Origin of the sequence: Streptomyces spiroverticillatus, assembly GCA_014650415.1 — a bacterium.
Taxonomy (GTDB): domain Bacteria; phylum Actinomycetota; class Actinomycetes; order Streptomycetales; family Streptomycetaceae; genus Streptomyces; species Streptomyces spiroverticillatus.
In genome coordinates, this window is the sequence record BMUX01000002.1 from 475,603 (window position 1) to 502,460 (window position 26,858).

24 protein-coding genes and 1 riboswitch are annotated in these 26,858 nt (G+C 70.2%); of the genes, 7 read left to right on the top strand and 17 right to left on the bottom strand.

The genetic code is table 11. The annotated features are described in order from the left end of the window. Window positions 1-72: 72 nt before the first annotated feature. Window positions 73-1,215, bottom strand: coding sequence for a glycosyltransferase family 4 protein (locus tag IE269_RS06485; protein ID WP_189821762.1), 1,143 nt, complete (start codon window positions 1,213-1,215; stop codon window positions 73-75). Window positions 1,216-1,345: 130 nt separating this feature from the next. Between IE269_RS06485 and IE269_RS06490 the strand changes: the two genes are divergently transcribed. Then, a complete protein-coding gene (locus IE269_RS06490) occupies window positions 1,346-2,632 on the top strand; it encodes a glycosyltransferase family 87 protein (RefSeq protein ID WP_189821763.1) in 1,287 nt (428 codons plus the stop codon). Here the strand turns inward: IE269_RS06490 and IE269_RS06495 are convergent. The 5 genes from IE269_RS06495 to IE269_RS06515 form a co-directional block, all read right to left on the bottom strand. Beyond that, the gene (locus tag IE269_RS06495) at window positions 2,608-3,834 is read right to left on the bottom strand and encodes a hypothetical protein (RefSeq protein ID WP_189821764.1); all 1,227 of its coding nucleotides are present in this window, start codon (window positions 3,832-3,834) and stop codon (window positions 2,608-2,610) included. The genes IE269_RS06490 and IE269_RS06495 overlap by 25 nt on opposite strands. Before the next feature lie 68 nt (window positions 3,835-3,902). Continuing rightward, on the bottom strand, window positions 3,903-4,931 hold the full coding sequence (locus tag IE269_RS06500) for a C40 family peptidase (RefSeq protein ID WP_189821765.1): 1,029 nt from the start codon (window positions 4,929-4,931) through the stop codon (window positions 3,903-3,905). A 310-nt stretch (window positions 4,932-5,241) separates the two neighbouring features. Beyond that, window positions 5,242-6,276 carry an NlpC/P60 family protein gene (locus IE269_RS06505; RefSeq protein WP_189821766.1) on the bottom strand — a complete coding sequence of 345 codons (1,035 nt, stop codon included), beginning with the start codon at window positions 6,274-6,276 and terminating at the stop codon, window positions 5,242-5,244. Window positions 6,277-6,571: 295 nt separating this feature from the next. Next, window positions 6,572-7,933 (bottom strand): NYN domain-containing protein, encoded by a 1,362-nt coding sequence (locus tag IE269_RS06510; RefSeq protein ID WP_189821767.1) that lies wholly within the window; start codon window positions 7,931-7,933, stop codon window positions 6,572-6,574. Window positions 7,934-7,999: 66 nt separating this feature from the next. Continuing rightward, the gene (locus IE269_RS06515; RefSeq protein WP_189821768.1) at window positions 8,000-8,254 is read right to left on the bottom strand and encodes a hypothetical protein; all 255 of its coding nucleotides are present in this window, start codon (window positions 8,252-8,254) and stop codon (window positions 8,000-8,002) included. Between the two features lie 241 nt (window positions 8,255-8,495). On the opposite strand from IE269_RS06515, the gene IE269_RS06520 reads away from it, so the two are divergent. Together IE269_RS06520 and IE269_RS06525 are read left to right on the top strand one after the other, a co-directional pair. After that, the gene (locus IE269_RS06520) at window positions 8,496-9,239 is read left to right on the top strand and encodes a rhomboid family intramembrane serine protease (RefSeq protein ID WP_189821769.1); all 744 of its coding nucleotides are present in this window, start codon (window positions 8,496-8,498) and stop codon (window positions 9,237-9,239) included. Next, window positions 9,236-9,517, top strand: coding sequence for an Lrp/AsnC family transcriptional regulator (locus IE269_RS06525; RefSeq protein ID WP_189821770.1), 282 nt, complete (start codon window positions 9,236-9,238; stop codon window positions 9,515-9,517). Before IE269_RS06520 ends, IE269_RS06525 begins: the two co-directional genes overlap by 4 nt. 92 nt (window positions 9,518-9,609) lie before the next feature. Here the strand turns inward: IE269_RS06525 and IE269_RS06530 are convergent, their stop codons facing one another. The 6 genes from IE269_RS06530 to ctaE all read right to left on the bottom strand — a co-directional run bounded on the left by IE269_RS06530 (window position 9,610) and on the right by ctaE (window position 16,878). Then, window positions 9,610-11,016 (bottom strand): aminotransferase class V-fold PLP-dependent enzyme, encoded by a 1,407-nt coding sequence (locus IE269_RS06530; RefSeq protein WP_189821771.1) that lies wholly within the window; start codon window positions 11,014-11,016, stop codon window positions 9,610-9,612. A 240-nt stretch (window positions 11,017-11,256) separates the two neighbouring features. Further along, window positions 11,257-11,374, bottom strand: a riboswitch (SAM riboswitch). Window positions 11,375-11,469: 95 nt separating this feature from the next. Next, window positions 11,470-12,534 (bottom strand): anthranilate phosphoribosyltransferase, encoded by a 1,065-nt coding sequence (gene trpD, locus IE269_RS06535; RefSeq protein WP_189821772.1) that lies wholly within the window; start codon window positions 12,532-12,534, stop codon window positions 11,470-11,472. Between the two features lie 165 nt (window positions 12,535-12,699). Beyond that, a complete protein-coding gene (gene qcrB / locus IE269_RS06540) occupies window positions 12,700-14,337 on the bottom strand; it encodes a cytochrome bc1 complex cytochrome b subunit (protein WP_189821773.1) in 1,638 nt (545 codons plus the stop codon). Then, window positions 14,334-15,386 carry a cytochrome bc1 complex Rieske iron-sulfur subunit gene (gene qcrA / locus IE269_RS06545; protein ID WP_189821774.1) on the bottom strand — a complete coding sequence of 351 codons (1,053 nt, stop codon included), beginning with the start codon at window positions 15,384-15,386 and terminating at the stop codon, window positions 14,334-14,336. The genes qcrB and qcrA overlap by 4 nt, the downstream gene beginning before the upstream one ends. Beyond that, window positions 15,383-16,192 carry a cytochrome bc1 complex diheme cytochrome c subunit gene (gene qcrC / locus IE269_RS06550; protein ID WP_189821775.1) on the bottom strand — a complete coding sequence of 270 codons (810 nt, stop codon included), beginning with the start codon at window positions 16,190-16,192 and terminating at the stop codon, window positions 15,383-15,385. Before qcrC ends, qcrA begins: the two co-directional genes overlap by 4 nt. Window positions 16,193-16,257: 65 nt before the next feature. Beyond that, window positions 16,258-16,878: an aa3-type cytochrome oxidase subunit III gene (gene ctaE / locus IE269_RS06555; RefSeq protein WP_189821776.1), complete on the bottom strand. Its 621-nt coding sequence runs from the start codon at window positions 16,876-16,878 to the stop codon at window positions 16,258-16,260. A gap of 217 nt (window positions 16,879-17,095) precedes the next feature. On the opposite strand from ctaE, the gene IE269_RS06560 reads away from it, so the two are divergent. Further along, a complete protein-coding gene (locus tag IE269_RS06560; protein ID WP_189821777.1) occupies window positions 17,096-17,515 on the top strand; it encodes a response regulator transcription factor in 420 nt (139 codons plus the stop codon). Window positions 17,516-17,589: 74 nt separating this feature from the next. On the opposite strand, the gene IE269_RS06565 is transcribed toward IE269_RS06560, so the two are convergent. The 4 genes from IE269_RS06565 to ctaC form a co-directional block, all read right to left on the bottom strand. After that, on the bottom strand, window positions 17,590-18,843 hold the full coding sequence (locus IE269_RS06565) for a L,D-transpeptidase (RefSeq protein ID WP_189821778.1): 1,254 nt from the start codon (window positions 18,841-18,843) through the stop codon (window positions 17,590-17,592). A 150-nt stretch (window positions 18,844-18,993) separates the two neighbouring features. After that, window positions 18,994-19,392 (bottom strand): cytochrome c oxidase subunit 4, encoded by a 399-nt coding sequence (locus IE269_RS06570; protein ID WP_189821779.1) that lies wholly within the window; start codon window positions 19,390-19,392, stop codon window positions 18,994-18,996. Continuing rightward, window positions 19,389-21,131, bottom strand: a complete 1,743-nt coding sequence (gene ctaD / locus IE269_RS06575; RefSeq protein WP_189821780.1) for an aa3-type cytochrome oxidase subunit I — start codon at window positions 21,129-21,131, stop codon at window positions 19,389-19,391. Before ctaD ends, IE269_RS06570 begins: the two co-directional genes overlap by 4 nt. Beyond that, window positions 21,128-22,126, bottom strand: a complete 999-nt coding sequence (gene ctaC / locus IE269_RS06580) for an aa3-type cytochrome oxidase subunit II (RefSeq protein ID WP_189821781.1) — start codon at window positions 22,124-22,126, stop codon at window positions 21,128-21,130. Before ctaC ends, ctaD begins: the two co-directional genes overlap by 4 nt. Before the next feature lie 288 nt (window positions 22,127-22,414). On the opposite strand from ctaC, the gene IE269_RS06585 reads away from it, so the two are divergent. Next, complete coding sequence (locus IE269_RS06585) at window positions 22,415-23,791, top strand: cysteine desulfurase/sulfurtransferase TusA family protein (RefSeq protein ID WP_189821782.1); 1,377 nt, start codon at window positions 22,415-22,417, stop codon at window positions 23,789-23,791. A gap of 49 nt (window positions 23,792-23,840) precedes the next feature. Here the strand turns inward: IE269_RS06585 and IE269_RS06590 are convergent, their stop codons facing one another. Next, window positions 23,841-24,815: a carbohydrate kinase family protein gene (locus IE269_RS06590; RefSeq protein ID WP_189821783.1), complete on the bottom strand. Its 975-nt coding sequence runs from the start codon at window positions 24,813-24,815 to the stop codon at window positions 23,841-23,843. A gap of 191 nt (window positions 24,816-25,006) precedes the next feature. On the opposite strand from IE269_RS06590, the gene IE269_RS06595 reads away from it, so the two are divergent. Together IE269_RS06595 and IE269_RS06600 are read left to right on the top strand one after the other, a co-directional pair. Continuing rightward, window positions 25,007-25,225, top strand: a complete 219-nt coding sequence (locus IE269_RS06595; protein WP_189821784.1) for a hypothetical protein — start codon at window positions 25,007-25,009, stop codon at window positions 25,223-25,225. Between the two features lie 100 nt (window positions 25,226-25,325). Continuing rightward, a complete protein-coding gene (locus IE269_RS06600; protein WP_189821785.1) occupies window positions 25,326-26,786 on the top strand; it encodes a hypothetical protein in 1,461 nt (486 codons plus the stop codon). Window positions 26,787-26,858: the final 72 nt, after the last annotated feature.

The window sequence follows — 26,858 nt, forward strand, 5'->3', positions numbered from 1 at the left end:
ATCTACGGCGCGTAGCCAAGGACTTGACGTAAGGGGCGGCCTCCGGGAGGTCGCCCCTTACTTATGCCCGTACTACAGCAGCGTCTTCAGCTTCTCCGCGAGCAGGTCCCAGCGCCACTTCTCCTCGACCCACTCGCGCCCCCGCTCCCCCATCCGCCGCCGCAGATCCGCGTCCTGCAACAGCGTCACGATGCGCTCGGCGGACTCGGCGGGCTCGCCGCCGCGCACCACCCACCCGGTCTCCCCGTCCAGTACGGCGTCGGGCGCACCGCCCGAGTCGCCCGCCACCACCGGCAGCCCGGTCGCCGAAGCCTCCAGGTAGACGATGCCGAGCCCCTCGACGTCCAGGCCGCCCCTGCGCGTGCGGCACGGCATCGCGAAGACGTCACCGGCACCGTAGTGCGCGGGCAGCTCCGCCCAGGGCACCGCCCCGGTGAACCGCACGGAGTCCGCGACGCCGGTCTTCTGTGCCAGGGCGTGCAGTTCCTTCTCGTACGGTCCCCCGCCGACGACCAGCAGCACGGCGTCCGGCACCGCGCGCAGCACCTGCGGCATGGCTTCGATGAGGGTGTCCTGCCCCTTGCGCGGCACCAGCCGCGACACGCACACCACGACCGGACGCTCGGTGAGGCCGAGCCGCGCGCGCACCGTGTCGCCGCCCGAACCCGGGTGGAAGGTCTTCTCGTCCACGCCCGGCGGCAGCTGCACCATCCGCGCGGCGGCCTCGGGGGTGAGCGCGGCGGCGATCCGGGAGCGCGTGTACTCGCCCAAGTAGGTGATCGTGTCGGTGCCCTCGCCGATCCGCCGCAGCAGTTGCCGGGAGGCCGGGAGCTGCGCCCAGCCCGCCTCGTGCCCGTGCGTGGTGGCCACCAGCCGCCGGGCGCCCGCGCGGCGCAGCGCCGGTGCCATCAGCCCGAGCGGCGCGGCCGCCCCGAACCACACCGAGGTGCACCCGTGCTCGCGCAGCAGCTGTGTGGCGCGCCGGGTGACACGGGGCGTGGGGAGCAGCATCGTGGTGCGGTCGCGCACCACGGTGAAGGGCTGTTCCGCGTCGAAGGCGGCGGTGGCCTCCGCACCCTCGCGTCCGCGCTTCCAGGTGGAGGCGTAGACGACGACCTGCTCGGGGTCCAGGCGCAGCGCCATGTTGTGCAGGAACGCCTGGATGCCGCCGGGGCGGGGCGGGAAGTCGTTGGTCACGATCAAGGTCTTGTCCATCGTGGCCGACAGTACCGGGACACCTCCCGCAACCGCTCGACCAGTACCGGGCGGCTCCGCGTCATCGCTCCGGGACCTGTGCGCCCTGCATCATGACCCTGTAGACGCCCGCCACCGGACAAGGATGGTCATGACAGCGAGCGGCATTGGACATCGGACTCCTCCCGCCCTGCCCGTCGCCCCCCTGGCGGTGTGGGCCGTCACCCGCACCTTGCTGCTGCTGTGCGTGTTCAAGGTCCTCACCTTCCCCGGCCCCGACGTCACCAGTGACATCTCGGTCATCTACCAGGGCTGGTACGAGGTCCTCAAGGACGGCACCTTCCCGCTCGACGACATCACCTGGCAGTACCCGCCGGCTGCCGCCCTCGCGGTGCTCTCCCCCGCGCTGCTGCCGTTCCTGGGCTACGCCTCGGCCTTCTTCGTGCTGGCGTTCCTCGCGGACGCCGTGGTGACGGGGCTGCTGCTGTACGCGGGCCGCCGCCCCGGCAAGCGGATGGCGGGCGCGTGGGTGTGGATCGCGGGGATCGCACTGCTCGGCCCCACGTCGTACGCCCGCTACGACGTCATGGTCACCGGCGTCGCGGTGGCGGCGCTCCTCGCCGGGGCCCGCAGGCCGCGCCTGATGGGGGCGCTGGCGGCCGTGGGGGCGATGTTGAAGGTCTGGCCCGCCCTGCTGCTCGCGGGGACCGCACGCGGCCGTACGACGCGTGCCTCGTGGCCGGCGTTCGTGCTGACCGCGCTCGGGCTGGTGCTGCTGTTCACGGTGTCGATGCCGGGGGCGCTCGCGTTCCTGACCTTCCAGCGGGACCGGGGCACCGAGGTGGAGTCGCTGGGCGCGATGGTCTTCCACGTGGCCAGGCACTTCGGCTGGGAGGGCGAAGTGCTGCTGAACTACGGCTCGGTGGAGTTCCTGGGACCGTACGTCTCCGTGGTGAGCACCGCCGCGATGGTCCTCACTGTGCTCGTTTTCGGGTGGCTGCTGGTGTGGCGGCTCAAGGCGCGGCTGTTCACCGCGTCGACGGCGTGCGACGCCGCGTTCGTGGCGGTGCTGCTGTTCACCACGACGAGCCGGGTGATCAGCCCGCAGTACATGCTGTGGCTGGTCGGACTCGCGGCCGCCTGCCTGGTGTTCCGGGGCAGCCGGATGGACCGCCCCGCCCACCTGGTGCTCGCGGCCACCCTCGTCACCTGCCTCGAATTCCCCATCTGGTTCTCGCACGTGGTGGCCAGCGACGCCCTGGGGGTGTCCCTGCTGTTCGTACGCAACGGGCTTCTGGTCGCCGCGACGGTGCTGGCGTGCCGCACACTGTGGCGGCACACCGTCACGGAGGCCGCGCACGCACCGCACGCACTGCCCGCACAGCGTCATGTGCCCGCCGACCGCAATCAGCGTCAGACGAGCGCGTCCCGCACATAGCTGCGCCAGCGCGCGGTGAACTCCTGCGGGGTGGTGCCCAGATGGCGCTGGAGCGCCGCCTCCACCGCCCCGTCCCGCTGCGGATGGGCGCCGACGGTGCGGTAGAACTCCAGCAGCGTCGCCGCGTCCCTGCGCTCCACGATCATCCGGCAGGCCAGCCAGCCGCCCTCGTACGCCCCTGCCAGCCGGTCCGCGTCCCCCGCGAAGCGGAAGTCCTCGTCGGCCGGGAGCGCGGCGGGCGGCCCCTCGCTCCGTACGGTGCGCTGGAGTTCGGGGGCGATCTGGGCCGGGGTGCGGTCGCTGTCGCGGTACGCCACCCAGTCAGCGAAGCCCTCCGACAGCCACATCGGGGTGGCTGCCGTGGTGTCCGTACGGGTGGCCACGTGCGTCGTCTCGTGGGTGAGGACGACCTGTCGGCCGACGGCTCCCAGCACGTCGTACGCCTCGGGGTTGACGATGACGCGGTCCGCGGAGGTCCGCCGCCCCCGGTCGCTCGCCCCGGTGGTGACAGCGGCGATCCCCCGGTATCCGGCGGCGGGCTCGCCCAGCAGCGCACCCATCGCGTTCAGCGAGGGCGGCACCAGGAGCACCGTCTTCAGCTCTTCCTCGCGCGTCCAGGTGCGGGCGACGGCGTCGGCCGCACCGTCGGCGGCCTCCGCGATCCGGCGCAGGCGATCGGTGCTGTGCCCGGTGCCGAGGACGACGGAGCGCCGCCCCCGTGCGACGGTCACCGGCCCCTGCTGCCAGAGTTCCTGCGCGCCGCTGCGACCGGGCCGGTCCCCGGTGACGTACCACTGGCCGTCCTCGCGCACGAGGTCGACGCGGTGGGCGGAGACGGCGGGCACCGCGTCGTAGCCGTCGATGCGGTACCGCAGCTCGACCCGCGCGGTGACGGCGCTGACGCCGGTGCGGTCGAGTCCGGTGAGCCGGTAGTGCCAGTCCTTCAGCGGCACTCCGGCGAGGTGGTCGAACTCCTCGCCCTGCGTGGAGCGCAGCCCCTGCGCTCCCGGGGCGAGGACGTCGAGGAACGCGGCCCGGTCGCGGGTCAGCAGGGCGGCGGCCCGCCGGTCCAGCAGCCGCCGCACATCACGGGAGGCGGTGTCGGCGGGGGCGGACGGCAGGGCGCAGGAGGCCGCCAGCAGCCCGCCCAGGGCGAGCACCGCCCGCCGTCCGTACCGTGTGCCGCCCTCGTGCGCCGCCATCAGGGAATCGTACGCAGAGAAGATCGGCACACAGGAGCAGAACCCACGGACCCGGCCTACGAGACCCGTCAGACCCGGGTCACCGAGGAGATCGGCATCATGCCGACCGGGTCGTAGCGCACCGGGGCCCCGGGGTAGGGGGCGTGCACGACCTGCCCGTTGCCCATGTACATCCCGATGTGGCTGGCGTCGTCGCGGTAGGCGACGAGGTCGCCGGGCTGCGCCTGGTCGAGGGAGACCTGGCGGCCCGCGTACCGCTGCGCCTGCGAGGTGCGCGGCAGGGAGACGCCGGCCTGCCCGTAGCTCCACTGCATCAGGCCCGAACAGTCGAACCCGGAGGGCCCGTTGGCGCCCCAGACGTACGGCTTGCCGACCGCGCCCCGTGCGGCGAGCACGGCGGCGGCGGCCCGCGAGGAGGCGGGCATCGCACCGGACATCTCCGGCAGCTCCGCGCGCCCGCTGCGGTTCGCCCGGTCGAACGCGGCGCGCTCGGGGGCGGGCAGCGCGTTGAGCATCCGGCGGGCCTCGGCCAGCTTGTGCTCGACGGCGCGCTTGTGGCGCGTGACGACGCTGCGGCTGCGCTCCAGTTCGCCGAGCTTGCGGGAGGCCTCGGCGCGCTCCTGGCCCACTTTGCGCTGCGCCTCGGTGAGTTCGTGCAGCTTGCCCGTGTTCAGGGCGCTGATCCGGTCGAGGGCGGCCGCCTTGTCGAGGTAGCCGTCCGGGTTCTCCGAGAGCAGCAGCGAGACCGTGGGGTCGACCCCGCCCGACCGGTACTGGGCGCCGGCGAGCTGGCCGAGGACGCCGCGCATGCGGTTGATGCGCTCCTGGCCGCGTGCGGTGCGCTCGCGGGCCTGGGCGACCTCCTTGCGCAGGGCGGTGGCGCGTTCGTTGGCCTTGTTGTACTGCTCGGTCGCCTTCTCGGCCTGCTCGAAGAGCCGGTCGACGGTGGCCTGGGTGGCTGTCGGCGTGCCCGCCGGGTCGGCGCTGGCGGGGGTGGCCCCGAGGGCCGCTGCCGCGGTGGCCGCGGCGGCGGACAGGACGGTGACCCGGGTGCTCTGTGTGAGCCCGGACTGCGAGGGACGACGGTGTGACGCCACAGGAAGCCGCACTCCTTCCACTGCTGGGAGACAGCACCCTGCCGCCCGGGGCGGGCGGACTGCTCGACGGGAGCTGCGCGAGCAGACAGTAGCGGCACGCTCACAGGGCGACCAACGACCCCAGGAAGCACACAGACCCCCCGCACAGCACGACGCCCCGCCTGATGACCAGGTCATCGGCGGGGCGGGCAGTCAGCGAGGGAGGCCGCAATTCGCCCGAACGGGCGGTGTGTTCGGCGTCGGCTGCTGGGTATTGCGGGCGTGTCGTATTCGGGAGACCTACAGACGCAGCACCCGGGAAGCCGCGGCCTCAGCCGCCGACGCGCACTCCGTACATGAAGGAGCCGAGGTAGCGCATGTCCTCGACGCGCACACTGGCGCCGGGCTTGGGCGCGTGCAGCGACATGCCGTTGCCGGCGTAGAAGCCGACGTGGGCCAGGCCGCTGAAGAAGACCAGGTCGCCGGGGCGCAGGTCGCTCTTGTTGTAGATCTTCGGGCCGTCGTTGACCTGGGTGTACGTGCTGCTGCCGACCGTGCGGCCGACCTGCTTGAACGCCCAGTAGACGAGCCCGGAGCAGTCGAAGGCGTTCGGGCCCTTGTTGCCCCAGTCGTAGGGGGCGCCGATCTTCGTCCTGGCGGCGGCCATGGCCTGCGCGCCGATTCCGGAGCCGGCCGAGATCTCGCCGAGCTGGGAACGGTCGTTGGCGTCCCGGCTGGCCCGGTCCTCCTGGTCCGACATGGCGTCGCGCTCGGCCTGGGTGAGCGTGTTGAGCAGCTTCTGCGCGTCGGCGAGCTTGCCCTGGATCGTCTTGCGCTTGTCGCCGAGCTCCTTGCGGACCGAGGAGAGGTCGGCGAGCTTGCCCGAGGCCTCCTCGCGCTCCTGCGCAAGGGTGCGCTGCTTGCTCTGGATCTTGCGGAGCGACTCGGCCTGCTTGGTGGTCAGCTGGTTCATCGCCGCGGCGCGGTCCAGGAACTGGTCCGGCTCGGAGGACAGGAAGAGCTGGAGCGAGGGGTCCACGGCGCCGGTGCGGTACTGCGCGGTCGCCATCGAACCGAGACCCTTGCGCAGGTCGTTGAGCTCCGCCTGGCCGCGCGCCACCTTCTCCTGGAGGTTCTTGACCTGCTTCTCCAGGGTGCCCTGCTTCTCCTTGGCCGCGTTGAACCGCTCGGTCGCGGCCTCGGCCTCCTCGTGGAGCTTGTCGACCTTCGCCTTGACTTCCTTCTTGTCAGCCTTGGGCGCGGCGTTCGCCGACTGCGAGGTGAGGGCCACCGCTGCGGTGGCTGCGAGGGAGAGCACAGTCACACGGGTGCGGCTCGGCTGCTTGGGACGACGGTGGGACGCCACGAAGGCGAGCTCCTTCTTCCTCAGCCGCCGACCAGCGAGGTTGGCGGGCCCCTCGCCGATACTCCGGATGAGTGATCAACCGTGCGAAGGTTCGAGCCCAGACCTTAGTGACCTTCTTGTGATCAGTTCAAATCCTCATAGGAAAAATCTCGCCCTTGAGACGCATAATTTGCTTGCGTCACACGCTGCGTCATGAGCAGTTGACGGAACGCCAGCCCCAAGAGCCTTCAATACGGTCATCGGGGACGCAAGTTGGGCATCCCCGCCCGCACCGCCCGCAACAGTGCGGAAGGGCTCAGGCCCGCGAAAGCCTCTTGAGGAGCATCGCGGAAGCCACGGGCCGCGCACCGGACTTGGCGACGCCGTCGGCCACCTCGCGGTCGGTGGAGACCACCACGACCGGCCGCCCGTCCGGCTCCGCACGCACCAGCTGGCGGATCAGCTCGTCGGCGGTGACGCCCGCCTTGCTGAACAGCACCCGCACCCCGCGCGGCGGCGCGAGCAGCACCGGCGCCGCCAGCTCCGCACCGTCGAAGACACACGTCACCTCGGCGCCGGAAGCCGCCGCCAGCATGGACAGACCGCCAAGGAGGCGCAGCCGCTGCTTCTCCAGCGGCATCGTCGGATAACCGGTCTTGGTGACGTTGTAGCCGTCGACCACCAGATGCGCCTGCGGCAGCGCCAGCAACTGGTCCAGGACCGCCGGATCGGTGTCCGACAGGGCCCTGGCCGCGATGTCCTTGGGCGACATCCGCCCCGGCTCGACCGCGTCCACGGTGTCCGCGGGACGCCCCGCCGACGGCGGCAGCGCCAGCTCCCTGCGCAGCCCCTGCGCAGCCTCCAGCACGGTGTCCAGGAGCAGCCGCAGCCGCATGTCCTCGACGCTGCGCCCTTCCCGTACGGCACGGCGTCCCGCCTCGACGGACGCCTCCGCCTCGCCGAGCCTGGCCCGCAGCCGCCTCGACTCCGCCTCGGCGGCGGTCACCTGGGCGGCGGCCTCGGCTCTGATGCCGTCGATCTCGGCCTGCGTCCTGCGCAGGGCGGCCTCGCCCCGCTTGACGTCGCTGAGGGCGCCGCGCAGCTTGCGCTGGGCGGCCTCGGACTCCTTGCGGGACGCGTCCAGTTCGGCGCGCAGCCGCTCGGTCTCGGTCTTCGTACGTTCCCGGGCCTCGGCCAGCTCGGCGCGCAGCTGCTCCAGTTCGCGCTGGGCGGCTTCGTCGGCGCGCTCGGCGTCCGCGCGCTGGGCCTCCTCGCCGGCGGCGGCCACCAGCTTCACCCAGCCCACCGGGCGCAGTACGTAGGCGGCGGCCGCCACGTCCACCGGGTCGGCGGCGGCGGGCGGCGACCCGGCCTCCAGCGCGCTCGCCAGCTCGGGCTGCGCCTCACGCAGCCGTTCGCCGATGCGCTGCCGGAAGACCGGGTCGCTCTCCAGTGCCGCCGCCATCGCGTTGCCCGCGAACTTGGCGCGTCTGGTGGGGGTGAACCGGGCGTACTGCCGCAGAGCGGCGGGCAGTTCCGCCACCGTCAGGCCGCCGAACGCGTCCGAGACCAGCGTCACGACCCGACGCCGCACCCCCTCGGGCAACGGGCGGTCGAGCACCTCTGCGACGTCGTCGGCCGTACCGGCCCGGTCCGCGCCGCTCGCGGGCTCCACCATTGCCGTCACCCCACTGCCTTCCTACCCTCGCGGGCATGCTCCGCCGGGCCCGCCCACGAGAACTCCCTAGGAGTTCTGGGGGTCGGCGTCCGGCCTGTCCACCAATTCGATCTGGTCCACCGCGTTGCACCAGCGGCAACGCACGGACTCGATGGTCTCACTGACCACCTCGCGTTCCTCGACCTTCGACTCCCCGGCCAGGTCGAGGTGCACGTACTCGACCACCTTCGAGGAGCGGGTCACGTCGAAACGCGTGAGGTTTCCGCAGAGGGTGCAGCGCCACCGGGTCCCGGCAGTGGGCAGGGGAACCGTCGTCGTCATGCGTACCGGCCTCTTCCTATTCCTTCGCACACGTCACGCGTGTGTCGTACGTCGTTGCCGCGGTGCGCCGTCGAACTGCGGATGCCCTGCGCGCAACCCTACGGCCTTACCGGTACCCCGCGCCGAGGGCGGCCGACCCTTGAGACCGGGGTGACACGGGCGAGAAGGCCCGGGCGGCCCGCACCCGGCGAGCCAGCCCCGCCCGAACGGCCCGTTGCGTCATGCTCGAACCGTGATCCCCATGAGCAAAGTCACGGCCGGTCGAGCGCGGGCGCAGTGGCGGGAGATCAGCCGGGGGCCGGTCGTGACGTACACGGTGATCGGCGTCTGCTGCGTGGTCTTCCTGCTCGGCCCCGCGTCCGGCTTCAATCCCGCCTACGGCACCGGGGAAGCGCTCCTCGCCGCACAGAGCGCCTACTTCGAACGCTGGGGCGTGGTCCCCGCGGAACTGGTCACCGGCGCCGGACACACTCTGCTCACCCCGTTCACCGCCCTGTTCGTGCACGGCAACTGGCTGCACCTGCTGGGCAACATGCTCTTCCTGTACGTCTTCGGGGCGATGACCGAGGAACGCATGGGCCCCCTCGCGTACGCCCTCTTCTACGTGGTCTGCGGCTACCTCGCCCTCGTCGCGTACGCCCTCGTGCACGCCGACTCCCACGAGACCCTGGTCGGCGCGTCCGGGGCGATCTCGGCGGTGCTGGGCGCGTTCCTGCGGCTGTTCCCGCACGCCCGGGTCACCAGCCTCTTCCCCTTCCTGCTCTTCCTGCCGCTGCGCTTCCCCGCGTGGATCGTGCTGATCTTCTGGTTCGTGCTCCAGTGGCTGGCCGCCCAGGGCCTGGGCGAGGGGGCCGGGGTGGCGTACCTCGCGCACGTGGTGGGCTTCGGCGGGGGGTTCCTCTACGCGTGGGCGCGTTATCGGCGTACGACTACAGTTACGAGCGCAGCAGCACCACCGGCCACCGAGGGAGAAAGCCAGCCGTGATCACCGCGATCGTGCTCATCAAGACCAGCGTGGACCGCATCCCCGAGATCGCCGAGTCGATCGCCGCGCTGGACAGCGTCAGCGAGGTCTTCTCCGTCACCGGTACGTACGACCTGATCGCCATGGTGCGCGTCGGCCGGCACGACGACCTGGCGGACATCATCCCCGGCTCCATCAGCAAGATCCCCGGCGTCGAGGGCACGGACACGCACGTCGCGTTCCGCACGTACTCGCAGCACGACCTGGAGGCCGCGTTCGCGATCGGCCTGGACGGCTGACCACTGCTCGGTACGGCTGTGGCCCGCCCCCTGCGTGAGGGGGCGGGCCACAGCCGTACCGTACGAAAGCCCCAGCCGTACCGTACGAAGCCTCAGACGGCCGGGACGCAACGACCGCCCTCGGTGCGGTAGTTCCACTGCGCACCGTTGGCGACGAGCTCCTTGACCGCGCCCACGAACCGCTCCACGTGCTCGTCGGGCGTGCCCGCGCCGAAGCTGACGCGGATGGCGTTGAGGGAGCGCTCGCCCGGCTCGGCCTCCGGCGCGCCGCACTCGCCCGGGTCCTGCGGGTCGCTGCCGAGCAGGGTGCGCACCAGCGGGTGGGCGCAGAAGAGGCCGTCGCGCACGCCGATGCCGTACTCGGCGGAGAGCGCGGCGGCGAAGTGCGAGCTGTTCCAGCCCTCCACGACGAAGGAGATGACGCCGACGCGCGGGGCGTCGTCGCCGAACAGCGAGAGCACCTTCACGGCCGGGACCTCGGCGAGGCCCTCACGGACCTTGCGCACCAGCGCCTGCTCGCGCCGGACCAGGTTGTCGAAGCCGGCGTCGGTGAGCGCCTTGCAGGCGGAGGCGATCGAGTACACGCCGATGACGTTCGGGGAGCCGGCCTCATGGCGGGCGGCCGTGGTGTGCCACTCGACGTCCACACCGCCGTCCGCGCGCCGGGCGACCTTCTTGGACGCGCCGCCGCCCGCGAGGTAGGGCTCGGCGTCCTGGAGCCAGTCGGCACGTCCGGCGAGCACGCCGGAGCCGAAGGGCGCGTACAGCTTGTGGCCGGAGAAGGCGACCCAGTCGACGTCCAAGTCCCGTACGGACACCGGGTGGTGGGGTGCGAGCTGGGCGGCGTCCAGCACGATCCGCGCACCGTGGGCGTGGGCCGCGGCGGCCAGCTCGCGCACCGGCCAGATCTCGCCGGTGACGTTGGAGGCGCCGGTCACGCACACCAGCGCCGGGCCGTACGGGTCGCGGTCGGCGAGCGCCCGCTCCAGCGTCTCGACGGCCTGGGCCGGGGTGCGCGGGGCGTTCAGGTAGGTGACGTTGGCGTCCTGCCAGGGCAGCAGCGAGGCGTGGTGCTCGGTCTCGAAGACGAACACCTGGCAGTCGGCGGGCAGGACGGCCGCCAGGAGGTTCAGCGAGTCGGTGGTGGAGCGGGTGAAGACGACCTGGTCACTGTCGCGGCAGTCGAGGAACTCGTGGACGGTCACCCGGCTGTTCTCGAACAGGTCGGTGGAGAGCTGCGAGAGGTACCCGGCGCCCCGGTGCACGCTGCCGTAGTACGGGGCGTACGCGGCGACGTCGTCCCACACCCGCTGCAGGGCCGGGGCGCTGGCCGCGTAGTCGAGGGCCGCGTACGTCACTTCGCCCCCGGTGACCAGCGGCACGGCCACGTCCCGCCCGAGGACGGGCAGCGGCGCACAGCAGGGGTCGGCGCACTCGGCGGCGCAGGCGTCGGCGGAGACAGCGGCGGCGGTGACGGTGGCGACGGGCGATGCAGACATGACGAAACTCCTGGCAGGACAAGGCGGAATGGCTTCAGTGAGTCCCGTACGGAATCTGACGAAGGCTCAACTGCCTTGTCTGGTACGGGAGTTGCCTCGACGCTCCGGATACAGGTGTGCCCGGGGCGGAGGTGAAGGTGAAACGGGGCCGAGCGGCCCTATCGCATTCGCTTGCTCACGAGACTGCTCCCTTGAGGACCAGGACCCCAGGGGCGCGCCACTCCGAAAGGAGTGCGCAGGGGTCCGCGCTTGCCGTAGACCTCGCTGCCTACGACCTGGTCTTCACCCGGGGCACCCCGCCACGGACGGAGGGTTGCCGGACAGCGGGCCGGGGCCGTAGTCGCTGTCACTCATGACCTGTTCAGCATCCTGCCACACGCACGATCACATGCAAGAGCGCAGTCCGGTTTCTGAGACGTCCGGACTGCGCTCTGCGTCACACTGTGCGGGTTTTCAGGCGTTGCTGGCCCGCACCCAGCGCTCCAGGGCCGCCTGCGCGCCCCCGGAGTCCAGGGACTCGCGCGCCTTCTCCAGACCTGCCGCGATCTCCTCGTTCAGCGAGCCGCCGCCCGGGTTCAGCGCGACCAGCGCCGCCGCTGTGTTGAGCAGCACCGCGTCCCGTACGGGCCCCTGCTCGCCCGCGAAGAGCCTGCGGGCCACCTCGGCGTTGTACGAGGCGTCCGCGCCCCGCAGTGCCTCCACGGGGACGAGTTCCAGGCCGACCTCCCGCGGGTCGAAGGCCTCCTCGCGCACTCCCCCGTCCCGTACCACCCAGACCCGGGAGGTCGCGGTGGTGGTCAGCTCGTCGAGGCCGTCGTCGCCGCGGAAGACGAGGGCGGAGTTGCCCCGTTCGGCCAGGACGCCGGCGACGATGGGGGCCATCTTCGCGTCGGCCACGCCGACGGCCTGGGCGCGCACCCGGGCCGGGTTGGTGAGCGGGCCCAGGATGTTGAAGGTGGTCTGCGTGCCCAGCTCCTTGCGGGCCTTGGCGGCGTGGCGCAGCGCCGGGTGGAACTTCACGGCGAAGCAGAAGGTGATGCCCGCCTCGTCGGCGACCTCGGCCACCCGGCGGGGCGTCAGGTCCAGGTTGACGCCCAGCTTCTCCAGGACGTCGGAGGAGCCGCTCGCCGACGACGCGGACCGGTTGCCGTGCTTGACGACCTTGGCACCGGTGCCGGCGATGACGATCGCGGACATGGTGGAGATGTTGACCGTCTTGGCCATGTCGCCGCCGGTGCCGACGATGTCGACACTGGGCCCCGGCACCTCGATGAGGTTGGCGTGCTCGTACATCGCCCGTACCAGACCGGTGACTTCCTGCACCGTCTCGCCCTTGGCGCGCAGGGCGATGGAGAAACCGGCGATCTGCGCGTCGGAGGCCTCGCCCGTCATGATGCGGTCCATCGCCCACGCGGTGTCGTCCGCGCCGAGGTCCTGGCCCTGCATCAGGGCGGTGAGGATGCCCGGCCAGCCGCGGGCCGCCACGCTGTCGCCGCCGACTGGGGTCACAACGTTCATGGTCCGCTCCAGGGTCCACGCGCCCGGTGAAGGGCTTGCCGGTAAGGGATGGGGCCACCCTATCCAGCCCCGGCACGCGCGAAGAGCCCCGTCCGGGGTCCGGACGGGGCTCTCGCTGTGGCGAACAGTCGCCGGTTCAGTTCACTTCACTGGACCGGCCGGGGATCAGTGGTGGCCGTGGCCGCTGGTGATCTCCTTGTACTCCTCGGCGGTGGGCTTGGCGATCTGGTTGCCCTCGCCGTACATGCCCTTGCTGAGCTTGACGCGCAGCTTCTCGGCGGGGCCGACCTTGCGCGTCACGCCGTTCTCGTCCTCGGCGGGACCGATCTCGGCCGGCGCGTACTGCTCGTGCGCCGTGAGCGTGTGCAGCTTGTTCGCGTCGAGGGGCTCGTGCACCTCGATGAACTCACCGTGCGGCAGGCGCTTGATGATGCCCGACTCGCGTCCGTGCAGCACCTTCTCGGCGTCCCTGCGCTGGAGGCCCAGGCAGATGCGCTTGGTGATGATGAACGCCAGGACCGGACCGGCGAAGAAGCCGATGCGCACGAACCACGAGATCGCGTTGAGCGAGAGGTGGAAGTGCGTGGCCCACAGGTCGTTTCCACCGCCGACGAGGCCGATGAAGTAGACCGTGATCCAGGCGACACCGAACGCGGTGCGCGTCGGGTTGTTGCGCGGACGCTGCGCGATGTGGTGCTCGCGCTTGTCGCCGGTGACCCAGGACTCCAGGAACGGCCACACCGCGATGACGGCGAGGATCACACCGAAGAGCGTCAGCGGGATGAACACACCCAGGACCAGCGTGTGGCCCCAGAGGTTGATCTCCCAGCCCGGCATGACACGGATCAGACCCTCGGCGAAGCCCATGTACCAGTCGGGCTGGGCGCCGGTGGACACCTGGTCCGGACGGTAGGGACCGAGCGCCCAGACCGGGTTGATCGTGAACGCCGCCGCGATGATCGCGATGATGCCGAAGACCAGGAAGAAGAAGCCTCCGGCCTTGGCCATGTAGACCGGCAGCAGCGGCATGCCCACCACGTTGTTGTTCGTGCGGCCGGGGCCCGCGAACTGGGTGTGCTTGTGGTAGAAGACCAGGATCAGGTGAGCCACCATCAGGCCGAGCATGATGCCCGGCAGCAGCAGGATGTGGATCGAGTAGAACCTGGCGACCATGTCGTGGCCGGGGAACTCTCCGCCGAACAGGAACATCGAGATGTACGTGCCGACGACCGGCACGGACAGGATCGCGCCCTGTGTGAAGCGGACACCGGTGCCCGACAGCAGGTCGTCCGGCAGCGAGTAACCGGTGAAACCGGTGAACATGCCGAGGACGAACAGCAGGAAGCCGAACAGCCAGTTGACCTCGCGCGGCTTGCGGAAGGCACCCGTGAAGAAGACGCGCATCATGTGCACGAACATCGCCGCGAGGAAGATCAGCGCGCCCCAGTGGTGGATCTGCCGGATCAGCAGACCGCCACGGACGTCGAAGCTGATGTCCAGCGTCGACGCGTAGGCCTCCGTCATGCGGATGCCGTGCATCGGGGCGTACGACCCGTGGTACACGACCTCGTTCATGGACGGGTGGAAGAACAGCGTCAGATACACACCCGTGAGGATGATGATGATGAAGCTGTACATGCAGATCTCGCCGAGCATGAAGGACCAGTGGTCCGGGAAGATCTTGCGCATGTTGGCCTTGGCGAGGGAGTAGATCCCCAGCCGGCCGTCCGCCCAGTCCGCCACCCGCTCACCGGCGGGCGCCTTCTGCTGCGGCTTGGATTCGGTAGTCGTCGCAGTACTCATCCGCGCTCCCAGAAAGCAGGACCGACGGGCTCGGCGAAGTCGCCCATGGCTTCGAGGTAACCCTGGTCGTTCACCTTGATCCGCAGCTGCGGCAGGGGGTGGCCGGCCGGGCCGAAGATGACGCGGGCGCCGTCGGACAGGTCGAAGGTGGACTGGTGGCACGGGCAGAGCACGTGGTGCGTCTGCTGCTCGTACAGGCTGATCGGGCAGCCGACGTGGGTGCAGATCTTGGAGTACGCGACGATGCCCTCGGCCGCCCACTCGCGCTGCTGCTTGTTCTTGATCTCGTCCGGCTGGATCCGGACGATCATCAGCGCGTCCTTGGCGATCTTCTGGTTGAACTCGTGGTCGTCCTCCTTCAGGCCTTCCGGCACGGCGAAGGTGAGCGAGCCCACGACGACGTCCTCGGCCCGCAGGGGCTCCATCGTGTTCTGGTTGATCAGACGCTTGCCCTTGTCCCAGGACGTCTCGCGGAGCTTCTTCTCCGGCAGCGGACCGAGGTCGCGCAGCAGCACGACGCCGGACAGCGGCACCAGGGCCAGCGCACCGAACATCGTGGTGCGGATCAGCTTGCGACGGCCGATCACCGACTCCTCGGCACCGGCCTTGAAGTCGGCCATGACCTTGGCCTTGACCTCGGGCGACGCCTGGATCGCGTGGCGCTCGTCGGCGACCTCGACGTCGGACATCAGGGTGCGGGCCCAGTGGACCGCGCCCGCGCCGATGCAGAAGAGGGCGATGCCGAGCGTCAGACCCAGCGAGAGGTTGAGCGCGCTCACGTGGCCCAGCGGCCACACGTACACGATCTTGTCGATCGGGAACGCGACGAAGGAGGCGATGAAGCCGATCGTCGCGATCATCGACAGCGTGAACAGGAAGGCGACGACGCGCTCGGACCGCTTGGCGGCCCGCTCGTCGAGGTCCTGGATACGCGGCTTGTGCGGCGGCAGGCCCGGGTCCGCGAACGGATCGTCCTTGGGCGCTACTTCGCCGTGCGCGTTGCCCTGCTCAGCAGGCAGGGCCTCTTCTGGATTCTCTTGGCTACTCATGACTTCTTGGCCTTAGCGGTGTGGGCCGCGACCCAGACGGCAACTGCGATGAGCGCACCCAGACCGAAGATCCAGGCGAACAGACCCTCGCTGACCGGCCCGAGGCCGCCCAGTCCGAAGCCGCCGGGGCTCGGGGTCTCTTCGCCGTTCACGGCCTTGACGTACGCGATGATGTCCTTCTTTTCCTTCTCCGGCATGGTGCTGTCCGGGAAGGAGGGCATGTTCTGCGGGCCGGTCTGCATGGCCTCGTAGATGTGCTTCGGCGAGACGCCCTCGAGGGAGGGGGCGAACTTGCCGTGCGTCAGGGCGCCGCCCTCGCCGGTGAAGTTGTGGCACTGCGCGCAGTTCGTGCGGAACAGTTCGCCACCCTTGCCGACGTCGGCGTTGCTCGGGTCGGTCTGGCTTTCGGTCGGCGTGATCGGGCCGGCGCCGAGAGAGGCCACGTACGCGGCGAGCTGGTCGATCTGCGCCTGCGTGTAGATGACCTTCTTCTTCGGCACCTGGGCGCCGGGCTGCTGCGCCGGCATACGGCCGGTGCCGACCTGGAAGTCCACTGCGGCGGAGCCCACGCCCACGAGGGACGGGCCGTCAGTGGTGCCCTGACCGCCGGTTCCGTGGCAGCTTGCGCAGCCGACGGCGTAGAGCTTCTTGCCCTCTTCGATGGCGAGGGACTGGGCGGTCTCGTCGGCCTGCGCCTTGCCCGCAGGCGCAAACGCGGCGTACAGCCCCCCAGTGGCCGCCAGCGCGAAGAGTAGGACGACGACCGCCGCCAGCGGATGGCGTCGTCGTGCGGAGAGCTTTTTCACGGATTACCCCGGTGTCAGGATCTTCTGCGTCGATGCGGGAAGTGTGTGCGGGCCTTGGCCCCTGGTTACTTGATCATGTAGATCGTGGCGAACAGGCCGATCCAGACGACGTCGACGAAGTGCCAGTAGTACGACACGACGATGGCGGCGGTGGCCTGCTCGTGGGTGAATCGCTTGGCCGCGTATGTCCGGCCGAGGACCAGCAGGAAGGCGATGAGGCCGCCTGTCACGTGCAGTCCGTGGAAGCCGGTCGTCAGGTAGAACACCGAGCCGTACGGGTCCGACGAGAGCGACAGGCCCTCGTGCTTGACCAGCTCGGTGTACTCGTACACCTGGCCGCCAATGAAGATCGCACCCATCACGAACGTGATGATGAACCAGGTCCTGAGCTTCTTCACATCGCCCCGCTCCGCGGCGAAGACGCCGAGCTGGCAGGTGAGGGAGGAGAGGACCAGGATCGAGGTATTGGTCAGCGAGAACGGGAAGTTCAAGGCCGAGGCCTTTTCCGCCCAGAACTCGGGACCGGTCACCGATCGCAGGGTGAAGTACATCGCGAAGAGGGCCGCGAAGAACATCAGCTCGGAACTCAACCAGATGATGGTTCCGACGCTGGTGAGGTTCGGTCGATTGACCGACGGGTGCGCGTGCCCGGTATCTACTGTCGTTGCTGTCGCCACGACCGACATTATGTCGGTCGCTTATCCCGCCCTCACCCCGGGGGGTGCCGTTCGGAGTGTCAAGAGGGTGTGTCCTGCCCGAACGGCCCATCGAAGGCCGGTGCGAACCGGTGTGGACGGAGGGTCTGACGGAGTAGCATCCGCGCATCGGAACCGGCCCCAGCAGCCGCCTGTAGAGCCCCGAAAAGCCCGAGATCACCGCGTAACCGGACGTCACGGAGGAACAATGCAGCAGCCGACCGCCACGGTGCTGGTCTACAGCGACGACGCCAACACCCGCGAACAGGTGCGGCTCGCGGCCGGTCGCAGGCCGGCCGCCGACGTACCGCCGGTCGAGTTCCTGGAGTGCGCGACGCTGCCCGCCGTCCTCAAGGCGCTGGACGCCGGCGGCATCGACGTGTGCGTGCTCGACGGCGAGACCGTCCCGGCGGGCGGCATGGGCGTCTGCCGGCAGATCAAGGACGAGGTCTTCGACTGCCCGCCCGTGCTGCTCCTCATGGGCCGCCCGCAGGACGCCTGGCTGGCCACCTGGAGCCGTGCGGAGGCCGCGGTGACGCTGCCGGTCGAGCCGGTGGAGTTCGCCGCCTCGCTGGCGGCCCTGCTGCGTTCCCGGCTCGCCGGGAAGGCTCCTGCCGTACGGGCCTGATCCCGCCGCGTACGGGCCCGTTCGCGTCCCGTACGGATGCGGCCGCACGCCGCTCCCCGCGCTCCCCGGGCCGTTCAGACCTGGGGGCGCAGGCGCGGGGTGTGGATGCGGTCGCGCTGCTCCTCGGTGACGGCGAGCAGCGCGCTGCCCTTGCGCCACTTCTTCCAGTCGATGTTCCAGTCCCCGAAGCCGTTGCCGAAGGGGTCCATGGTGTCGCCCCAGCTGCCGACGACCTTGACGATGTCGCCCTCGCGCACGGTGTCGAAGAACCATTCGGCGTTGCCGGTGGACATGCCCGTGCAGCCGTGGCTGACGTTCTCGTACCCCTGCGAGCCGGTGGACCAGGGCGCGGCGTGCACGTACTCGCCGCTCCAGGTCACGCGGGTGGCGTAGTAGACCGGCAGGTCGTAGGAGTCGCTGGTGCCGGTCGGGATGCCGATGCTGGTGCCGCGCATCCGTACGAAGTACTCCTTGCCCAGTACGACCTTGACGCCGTTGCGGGTGGAGTAGCCGGGCTTTCCGGTGGTCACCGGAATGGTGTTGATCACTTTGTCGTTGCGCTTGACCGTCATGTAGTGCGAGGAGGCGTCGGTGATGGCCTCGATCTTGTCGCCGATGGTGAGCTTCAGGGGCGTCACTGCGGCCCCGTAGAGGCCCCCGGCGACCTTGATGCCCTCCAGGTTGCTGTGCGCCCGCACAGTGGCTCCTGCGGGCCAGTAGGAGCGCGGGCGGTAGTGCAGGAGGTCGTCCTCCACCCAGTACCAGGAACCCTCGGCGGCGGGCTTGGAGTCGACCTTCAGGGCGCGCTCCACCACCGCGCGGGCGCGCGGGTCCTTGACCTTGGTGCTGAGCTTCGCGGTGATGGGCTGTCCGACGCCGTAGGTGCCCGCGTCGGGGCCGAACTCGACCTTCAGGCCCTTCTTCCCGGGGGCCGTCCTGAAACCGAGCCTGCGCACGCCGGGCGCGCCCTCCTGGTCCTCGGTGCTGACCTTGACCGTGTACTCGGCGCCCGCGGCCAGCGGGGAGGTGGAGTGCCAGCGGGAGCCGTCGGCGGAGAGCTCGCCGGCCACCTGGCGTCCGGCCGCGTCCGCGGCGACGACGTCGGTGATCCGGCCGTCCTTGCCGGTGGCGGTCATCTCCAGGGGCTTCTCCGGGTCGACGTCCGTGCTGCCGGGACGGCCGTTGAAGGAGATCTGCCGCGCCGCGTCGTACGGCGGGGAGGAGAGCGGGCTGCCCCCGGGCCCGCCGCAGGCGGTCAGCCCCGCCCCGAGGGAGGCGATCAGAAGGGTGCAGCTCAGGACCGTCCGGGCGCGGGGTGCGTGGCTCATGATCACACAATATGAAGCATCGTCAGATCGGGCGCGTTGGACACCGTCAAGTGACTGCAAACGAATGACCTCAACGAAAAAGGGGCCCGTGCCCCGGAGTGTGTCTCCGGGGCACGGGCCCCTCATCGAGGTGCCTCGTGAAGCCGAGTGCTACTGGGTGCGGTTCTCACCGCGGTAGAACTCGAAGACCCAGCCGAACAGGCCGACCAGGATCAGCGGCAGCGAGAAGAACAGCAGCCACCAGCCCATCGCGATGGCGAGGAAGGCGAACGCGCCGCCGATCGCCAGCGAGAGCGGCTGCCAGCTGTGCGGGGCGAAGAAGCCCAGCTCGCCGGCCTCGTCCGCGACGTCGGCCTGCTTGTTGTCCTGGGCCATCGCGTCGACCCGCTTGGCCGTGAAGGCCAGGTAGAAGCCGATCATGAGGCTCAGGCCGAAGGCCAGGACCAGTGCCGTGGTGCCCGCGGGCTCCTTGGACCACACGCCGTACACGACGGCCATGATCCCGACGAACACGCTCAGCCAGATGAAGAGCCAGCCTTGAATCTTCACTTGCCGGACTCCTTCGCGCTGAGGGCGAGCGGCTCAATACCGTTGTCGCGGTGGTTCTCCAGCTGGTCGATCGCGGAGATCTCCGGGTGGTGCAGGTCGAACGCCGGGGATTCGGACCGGATGCGCGGCAGCGTGAGGAAGTTGTGCCGCGGCGGCGGGCAGGACGTCGCCCATTCGAGCGAACGGCCGTAGCCCCAGGGGTCGTCGACCTCGATCTTCTTGCCGTACTTCGCGGTCTTCCACACGTTGTAGAAGAACGGGAGCATCGACAGACCCAGCAGGAAGGAGCTGATGGTCGAGATCGTGTTCAGCGCGGTGAACCCGTCGGCCGCGAGGTAGTCCGCGTAACGACGCGGCATGCCCTCGGCACCCAGCCAGTGCTGCACCAGGAACGTGCCGTGGAAGCCCACGAACAGCGTCCAGAAGGTGATCTTGCCGAGCCGCTCGTCCAGCATCTTGCCGGTGAACTTCGGCCACCAGAAGTGGAAGCCGGAGAACATCGCGAAGACCACGGTGCCGAAGATGACGTAGTGGAAGTGCGCGACGACGAAGTACGAGTCGGAGACGTGGAAGTCCATCGGGGGCGAGGCCAGGATGACGCCGGTCAGACCACCGAAGGTGAAGGTGATCAGGAAGCCGACGGCCCAGAGCATCGGGGTCTCGAAGGACAGTGAGCCCTTCCACATCGTGCCGATCCAGTTGAAGAACTTCACACCGGTGGGCACTGCGATGAGGAATGTCATGAAGGAGAAGAACGGCAACAGCACGCCGCCCGTCACATACATGTGGTGGGCCCAGACGGTCACCGAAAGGCCGGCGATCGCGATCGTCGCGGCGATCAGACCGATGTAGCCGAACATCGGCTTGCGGCTGAAGACCGGGATGACCTCGGAAATGATTCCGAAGAATGGCAGCGCGATGATGTACACCTCTGGGTGTCCGAAGAACCAGAAGAGGTGTTGCCAGAGAATCGCTCCGCCATTCGCGGCATCGAATACATGGGCACCGAATTTACGGTCCGCCTCCAGGGCGAACAGCGCGGCCGCCAGCACCGGGAAGGCGAGCAGGACCAGAACACCGGTCAGCAGCACGTTCCAGGTGAAGATCGGCATGCGGAACATCGTCATGCCGGGAGCGCGCATGCAGATGATCGTGGTGATGAAGTTGACCGAGCCGAGGATCGTGCCGAAGCCGGAGAAGGCCAGACCCATGATCCACATGTCGGCGCCGACGCCCGGCGAACGGACCGCGTCCGACAGCGGGGAGTAGGCGAACCAACCGAAGTCGGCCGCACCCTGCGGGGTGAGGAAGCCGGCCACCGCGATGATCGAGCCGAAGAGGTACAGCCAGTACGCGAACATGTTCAGCCGCGGGAACGCCACGTCGGGCGCACCGATCTGCAGCGGCATGATCCAGTTGGCGAATCCGGCGAACAGCGGCGTCGCGAACATCAGCAGCATGATCGTGCCGTGCATCGTGAACGCCTGGTTGAACTGCTCGTTCGACATGATCTGCGTGCCGGGACGAGCGAGTTCGGCGCGCATGAAGAGCGCCATGACGCCGCCGATGATGAAGAACACGAACGACGTGATGAGGTACATCGAGCCGATCGTCTTGTGGTCAGTGGTGGTGAGCCACTTGATCACAATGTTTCCCGGCTCCTTGCGCCGCACGGGCAGCTCGTTCTCGTACGAGTCGACTGCTGCCGCGGCACCCTTGGGTTCGTTGAGGATGCTCACAGTTTGTTCGTCTCCGCATTCCTGGCCGACTTGGTCAGCTCAATACCGGACGGGATGTATCCGGTCTGGCCCTTCTTCGCCAGGTCCTTGAGGTACTGCTTGTACTCCTCCGGGGAGACGACCTTGACGTTGAAGAGCATCCGGGAGTGGTCCACGCCGCAGAGCTCTGCGCACTTGCCCATGAAGATGCCCTCCTTGTTGGGGGTCACCTCGAAGGCGTTGGTGTGGCCCGGGATGACGTCCTGCTTCATCAGGAACGGCACCACCCAGAAGGAGTGGATGACGTCGCGCGACGTCAGCACGAACCGGACCTTCTCGCCCTTGGGCAGCACCAGCGTCGGACCCGGGTTCCCGTTCTCGGGGTTCCGGGTGCCGGGGATGCCGTAGTCGTAGACGCCCTCGGCGCCGTCCGGGAACTGCTTGGTGTAGCGGTCCGGAATCGCGCCGAGTTCCTTGGGAACGCCGGTCTTGAGGCCGGTCTTGGGGTCCGTCTGCGGACCGGTGGACTTGTTGCCGTCCACGTCCTCGACGTAGTTGAAGCCCCAGCTCCACTGATAGCCGACCACGTTGACCGTGTGCGTCGGCTTCTCGTCGAGATGCAGGAGCTTCGACTCGTCGCGGGCGGTGAAGTAGAACAGCACCGAGACGATGATGATGGGTGCGACCGTGTACAGCGCCTCGATGGGCAGGTTGTACCGGGTCTGCGGAGGTACCTCGACCTTGGTGCGGCTGCGCCGGTGGAAGATGACGCTCCACAGGATCAGGCCCCACACCAGCACGCCCGTGACGAGCGCAGCCGCCCACGAGCCCTGCCAGAGGGAGAGGATTCGCGGCGCCTCTTCCGTTACCGGGGTGGGCATCCCCAGTCGGGGGAAGTCCTCCCATGTGTACGAGCAACCAGAGGCGGTCGCCAGGACCACGCCCGCGGTCAGCACCTGGAGCAGCTTCCGCCGCATCGGGCGCCGCGACGAGCGGTCGGAGCCGTTGGGACTCACGTAGCGCCTTCCCGAGAGTCTCGCCCGCGCGTTGTATTGGCTGCGGCCGTCTGTCTAGGTCGGTCGCCGGCCCTGACGCGGGCAGGGGTTTGGATGTTTATGCGGACCAAACCCTACTGGACGCTATTTGGGGTCGCGCGGGGAGGGTGCCCAACGCGCCGCACCGCTCCCCGAAGGGGTGGCTCCGGCGCCGCTGCCGGACGGAAGCCGTGCCTCCGCCCGGGAACTGACGGACCCTCCTGAGACGGCGGTACGAGGCCGGCCGCACCCGGCGGCTAGCGTGGCCGCGTGCCCTACTTCGACGCCGCCTCCGCCGCTCCCCTGCACCCCGTCGCCCGCCAGGCGCTGCTTGCCTCCCTGGACGAGGGGTGGGCCGATCCGGCCCGGCTGTACCGGGAGGGGCGGCGGGCCAGGATGCTCCTGGACGCGGCCCGCGAGGCGGCGGCGGAGTCCGTGGGCTGCCGCCCCGACGAGCTGGTTTTCACCCCTTCGGGAACGCATGCGGTGCACACGGGAATTGCCGGGGCGCTTGCGGCGCGTCGGCGTGTCGGCCGCCGCCTGGTGCACTCCGCGGTCGAACACTCCTCCGTGCTCCATTCGGCCGACGCCCATGTGGCGGGCGGCGGGTCGGTGGCCGAGGTGCCGGTGTCGTCGTACGGCGCGGTGGACGCGGCCGATTTCGTACGGGAAGCGGCGGTGGAGGGGACCGCGCTGGCGTGCCTGCAGTCCGCCAACCACGAGGTCGGCACCCTCCAGCCGGTCGAGGAGGTCGCACACGCGTGCCGGGAGGCAGGAGTGCCGCTGCTGGTGGACGCGGCGCAGTCGCTGGGGTGGGGGCCGGTGGCGGGGCCGTGGTCGCTGCTGACGGCGAGCGCGCACAAGTGGGGCGGTCCGGCGGGGGTCGGACTGCTGGCGGTCAGGAAGGGTGTGCGGTTCGCGGCGCAGGGGCCGGCGGACGAGCGGGAGGCGGGGCGCTCCCCCGGTTTCGTGAACCTGCCCGCCGTGGTGGCGGCCGCCGCGTCGCTGCGGGCGGTGCGGGCCGAGGCGGACGCGGAGGCGGCGCGGCTGCGGGCGCTGGTGGAGCGGATCCGGGCGGGGGTGCGCGCGGGCGTGCCGGACGTGGAGGTGGTCGGCGACCCGGTGCGCCGGCTGCCGCACCTGGTGACCTTCTCCTGTCTGTACGTCGACGGGGAGAGCCTGCTGCACGCGCTGGACGCGGAGGGCTTCTCGGTGTCCTCCGGCTCCTCCTGCACGAGCAGCACGCTGACGCCCAGTCATGTGCTGCGGGCGATGGGGGTGCTCTCGGAGGGGAACGTACGGGTGTCGCTGCCGTGGGGGGCGGCCGAGGAGGACGTGGAGCGGTTCCTGCGCGTGCTGCCGGATGCGGTGGCAGGGGTACGGGGGGCGCTCGGGGCGCCCACGGAGGCGGGCGGCGGTGTTCCGGCCGGGGACTCGCTCGTGGTGGACGCGCTCGGGAAGCGGTGCCCGATTCCGGTGATCGAGCTGGCGAAGGTCATCGGTGACGTGCCCGTCGGCGGCACGGTGACCGTGCTCGCCGACGACACGGCGGCCCGCCTGGACATCCCGGCGTGGTGCGGGATGCGGGGGCAGGAGTACGTGGGCGAGACCGAGGAGGGGCGGTACGTGGTCCGCCGCACCCAGTAGTCCCCGTACCCGGTGGTCCCCCGCTCCCGCCCCCGTACCGGCGGGGCGGTCAGCCCAGGTGCTTCTGGACCTCGGTGGCGGCCTCGTCGCCGTACGCCTTGGTGAAGCGCTCCATGAAGTGGGCGCGGCTCAGGGTGTACTCCTGGGTGCCGAGGGTCTCGATGACCAGGGTGGCGAGCATGCAGCCGACCTGGGCGGCGCGCTCGTGGTTGATGCCCCAGGACAGGCCCGAGAGGAAGCCGGCGCGGAAGGCGTCGCCGACGCCGGTCGGGTCGACCTTGGCGTCCTCCTCCGGGCAGCCGACCTCGATCGGCTCCAGGCCGAGCTTCTCGATGCGCACGCCGCGCGAGCCCAGCGTGGTGACGCGGTGGCCGACCTTGGCGAGGATCTCGGCGTCGGTCCAGCCGGTCTTCGACTCGATGAGGCCCTTTTCGTACTCGTTGGAGAAGAGGTACGTGGCGCCTTCGAGCAGGGTGCGGATGTCGTCGCCGGACATGCGCGCGATCTGCTGCGAGAAGTCGGCGGCGAAGGGGATGGTGCGCGAGCGGCACTCCTCGGTGTGGCGGAGCATCGCCTCCGGGTCGTCCGCGCCGATCAGGACCAGGTCCAGGCCGCCCACGCGGTCGGCGACGGACTTCAGCTCGATCTGGCGGGCCTCGCTCATCGCGCCCGTGTAGAAGGAGCCGATCTGGTTGTGGTCGGCGTCCGTGGTGCACACGAAGCGGGCGGTGTGCAGGACCTCGGAGATGCGGACCGATGCGGTGTCCACGCCGTGCCGGTCGAGCCAGGCGCGGTACTCGTCGAAGTCGGAGCCGGCCGCGCCGACCAGGATCGGCCTGGTGCCGAGCTGGCCCATGCCGAAGCAGATGTTGGCGCCGACGCCTCCGCGCCGTACGTCGAGGTTGTCGACGAGGAAGGAGAGGGAGACCGTGTGCAGCTGATCCGCGACCAGCTGGTCGGCGAAACGGCCGGGGAAGGTCATGAGGTGGTCGGTGGCGATGGAGCCGGTGACTGCGATACGCACGGCGGGGTTGCTCCCTGGGGGGATGACGGTTCGGAGAGGACGACGCTTCACGCTACCGGTTGAGTCCCGCTCGACCGAAGCGGCAAAACTACCCGATAGTAGGGCTTTTTAGTTGAGGTCGCAGGTGCATACGGTGCGAGGAGTCCGGGGTTTCGCACTTCGGCGGCCCCTTGAGCACGGGAGTTCCACGTATGCACGAGCAGAGCGTCACGGTCGCTTCCGGCAAGCCCCTCAGCGTCGAGGCCGACGGGGGCTGGGCCCAGTTGCACGGGGACTGCGCGCGCATGGTGCCGCACTGGGCGGTCCCGGCGACGGTCACCGAGAGCGTTCCCGCGTCCCTGATCCACGGGGTCGTGGTGCCCTCCGCATCGGCCCGGCTGGTGGGCGCGATGCCCGAGTACGGGGCCTGAGCGCGCCCCCTGAGGGGAACCGTGCGCGGGTGCGCGCCGTCACACCGGTGTCTCCTGTGAGGGAGGCATCCGGCAGTGGTGTGCACGAGGGAGCGATCCGGTGAGCAGCGAGCAGCAGGCGCAGACAGGTCCCCGGCGGCGGATTCCGCTCGTGACGGCCTCGGTGGCGGTCGCCGTGCTGCTCGTGGGCGGCGGGGGCGCGTACCTGGCGTCCGCCGCCGGTGACGGCGGCGCACCCAGCAGCCCGGGTGCGCCCGGCGGCTCCCCTCCCCCGCTGTCCCTGGGCAGCGGTACGGACGCCACTTCCGGCGGTACGGGGTCGGGGCCGGCCGGCATCGCCCCGGGTGAGCCGGACCCGTACGGGCGCGGCCCCGTCGTCTACCGGGCGACCGGCACCCTGCCGAAGGCCCCCGCGACGGCCCCGGTGTACCGGGCGCAGGGCGCGGTCGGCGCGGACGAGGTGGCCCGCCTCGCGAAGGCGCTGGGCGTCAAGGGCACGCCGAGGCTCACCGGCGGCTCCTGGCAGGTGGGTGCGCTGCCGGACGGCACCGGGTCACAGCTGCGGGTGACAGAGCGGGCCCCCGGCACCTGGACCTTCGCCCGGCACTCCCGGCCGAACGGCACCGGCAGCACGGACTGTCTGCGGGGCAAGCAGTGCACGTCGGGGACGCCGGTGGGCGAGGAGGCGGCGAAGAGGGCCGCCGCCCCGGTGCTCAACGCGCTCGGGCTGGACGGCGCGAAGCTGGACGCCACGCAGGTGCTGGGCGGCTCGCGGGTGGTCAACGCGGACCCGGTGGTCGGCGGTCTGCCCACGTACGGCTGGACGACCGGCATCCCGGTCGGGCCCGACGGCGACGTGGTGGGCGGCAGCGGGAACCTGAAGGCGCTGGCCAAGGGCGCCGCGTACCCGGCGATCGGGGCGGACCGGGCGATCGAGCTGCTGAACCGGGTGGCGCGCGGGCCCCGGCCCGGCATCGGGGGCTGCGCCGACCCCGTCCCCGTACGGGAGAAGGAGACGCCGGGCGCGACGCCGGAGCCGGGGCCGCCGGTGGGGAAGATCCTGCCGTGCGAGCCGCGCAAGACCCCGCAGCGGACGGTGAACGTCGCATCCGCAACCTTCGGCCTCGCAGTTCAGTACGCGGACGGGCAGCAGATGCTGGTGCCGTCCTGGCTGCTGCGGGTGGCGCCGGAGGGCGGCGGGGCGCAGGAGACGGTGACGTATCCGGCGGTGGACCCGAAGTTCCTGAAGGCGCCGGAGCCGCCGAAGCAGGATCCGGCCACGCCTGCGCCGGGGACGGTTCCGGACCGGAAGGTCGAGTCGTACACGACGGACGGGAAGAGGCTCACGCTCGGCTTCTGGGGCGGGGTGTGCAGCGAGTACGCGGCGAAGGCCGTGGAGGACGGCGGTGTGGTGAAGGTGCGGGTGGTGGAGACCAACCCGGACCCGAAGCGGATCTGCATTGCGATCGCGAAGAAGCTGACGGCTTCGGTGGAGCTGAGCAGGCCGCTCGACGGGCGTCAGGTGGTCGGCGAGGACGGGAAGGCCGTGCCGAAGGGCTGAGGCCCGGCGCGGACATGACGAAGGCGGCCGGCGCGGACCGTGAGGTCCGTGCCGGCCGCCTTTGCCGTCCTG

Excerpts from the sequence above, each read along its gene's own strand:
- IE269_RS06485 (WP_189821762.1), bottom strand. The coding sequence starts at position 1,215 with ATGGACAAGACCTTGATCGTGACCAACGACTTCCCGCCCCGCCCCGGC.
- IE269_RS06490 (WP_189821763.1), top strand. The coding sequence starts at position 1,346 with ATGACAGCGAGCGGCATTGGACATCGGACTCCTCCCGCCCTGCCCGTC.
- IE269_RS06495 (WP_189821764.1), bottom strand. The coding sequence starts at position 3,834 with ATGGCGGCGCACGAGGGCGGCACACGGTACGGACGGCGGGCGGTGCTC.
- IE269_RS06510 (WP_189821767.1), bottom strand. The coding sequence starts at position 7,933 with ATGGTGGAGCCCGCGAGCGGCGCGGACCGGGCCGGTACGGCCGACGAC.
- IE269_RS06515 (WP_189821768.1), bottom strand. The coding sequence starts at position 8,254 with ATGACGACGACGGTTCCCCTGCCCACTGCCGGGACCCGGTGGCGCTGC.
- IE269_RS06520 (WP_189821769.1), top strand. The coding sequence starts at position 8,496 with ATGAGCAAAGTCACGGCCGGTCGAGCGCGGGCGCAGTGGCGGGAGATC.
- IE269_RS06530 (WP_189821771.1), bottom strand. The coding sequence starts at position 11,016 with ATGTCTGCATCGCCCGTCGCCACCGTCACCGCCGCCGCTGTCTCCGCC.
- trpD (WP_189821772.1), bottom strand. The coding sequence starts at position 12,534 with ATGAACGTTGTGACCCCAGTCGGCGGCGACAGCGTGGCGGCCCGCGGC.
- qcrB (WP_189821773.1), bottom strand. The coding sequence starts at position 14,337 with ATGAGTACTGCGACGACTACCGAATCCAAGCCGCAGCAGAAGGCGCCC.
- qcrA (WP_189821774.1), bottom strand. The coding sequence starts at position 15,386 with ATGAGTAGCCAAGAGAATCCAGAAGAGGCCCTGCCTGCTGAGCAGGGC.
- ctaE (WP_189821776.1), bottom strand. The coding sequence starts at position 16,878 with ATGTCGGTCGTGGCGACAGCAACGACAGTAGATACCGGGCACGCGCAC.
- IE269_RS06560 (WP_189821777.1), top strand. The coding sequence starts at position 17,096 with ATGCAGCAGCCGACCGCCACGGTGCTGGTCTACAGCGACGACGCCAAC.
- IE269_RS06565 (WP_189821778.1), bottom strand. The coding sequence starts at position 18,843 with ATGAGCCACGCACCCCGCGCCCGGACGGTCCTGAGCTGCACCCTTCTG.
- IE269_RS06595 (WP_189821784.1), top strand. The coding sequence starts at position 25,007 with ATGCACGAGCAGAGCGTCACGGTCGCTTCCGGCAAGCCCCTCAGCGTC.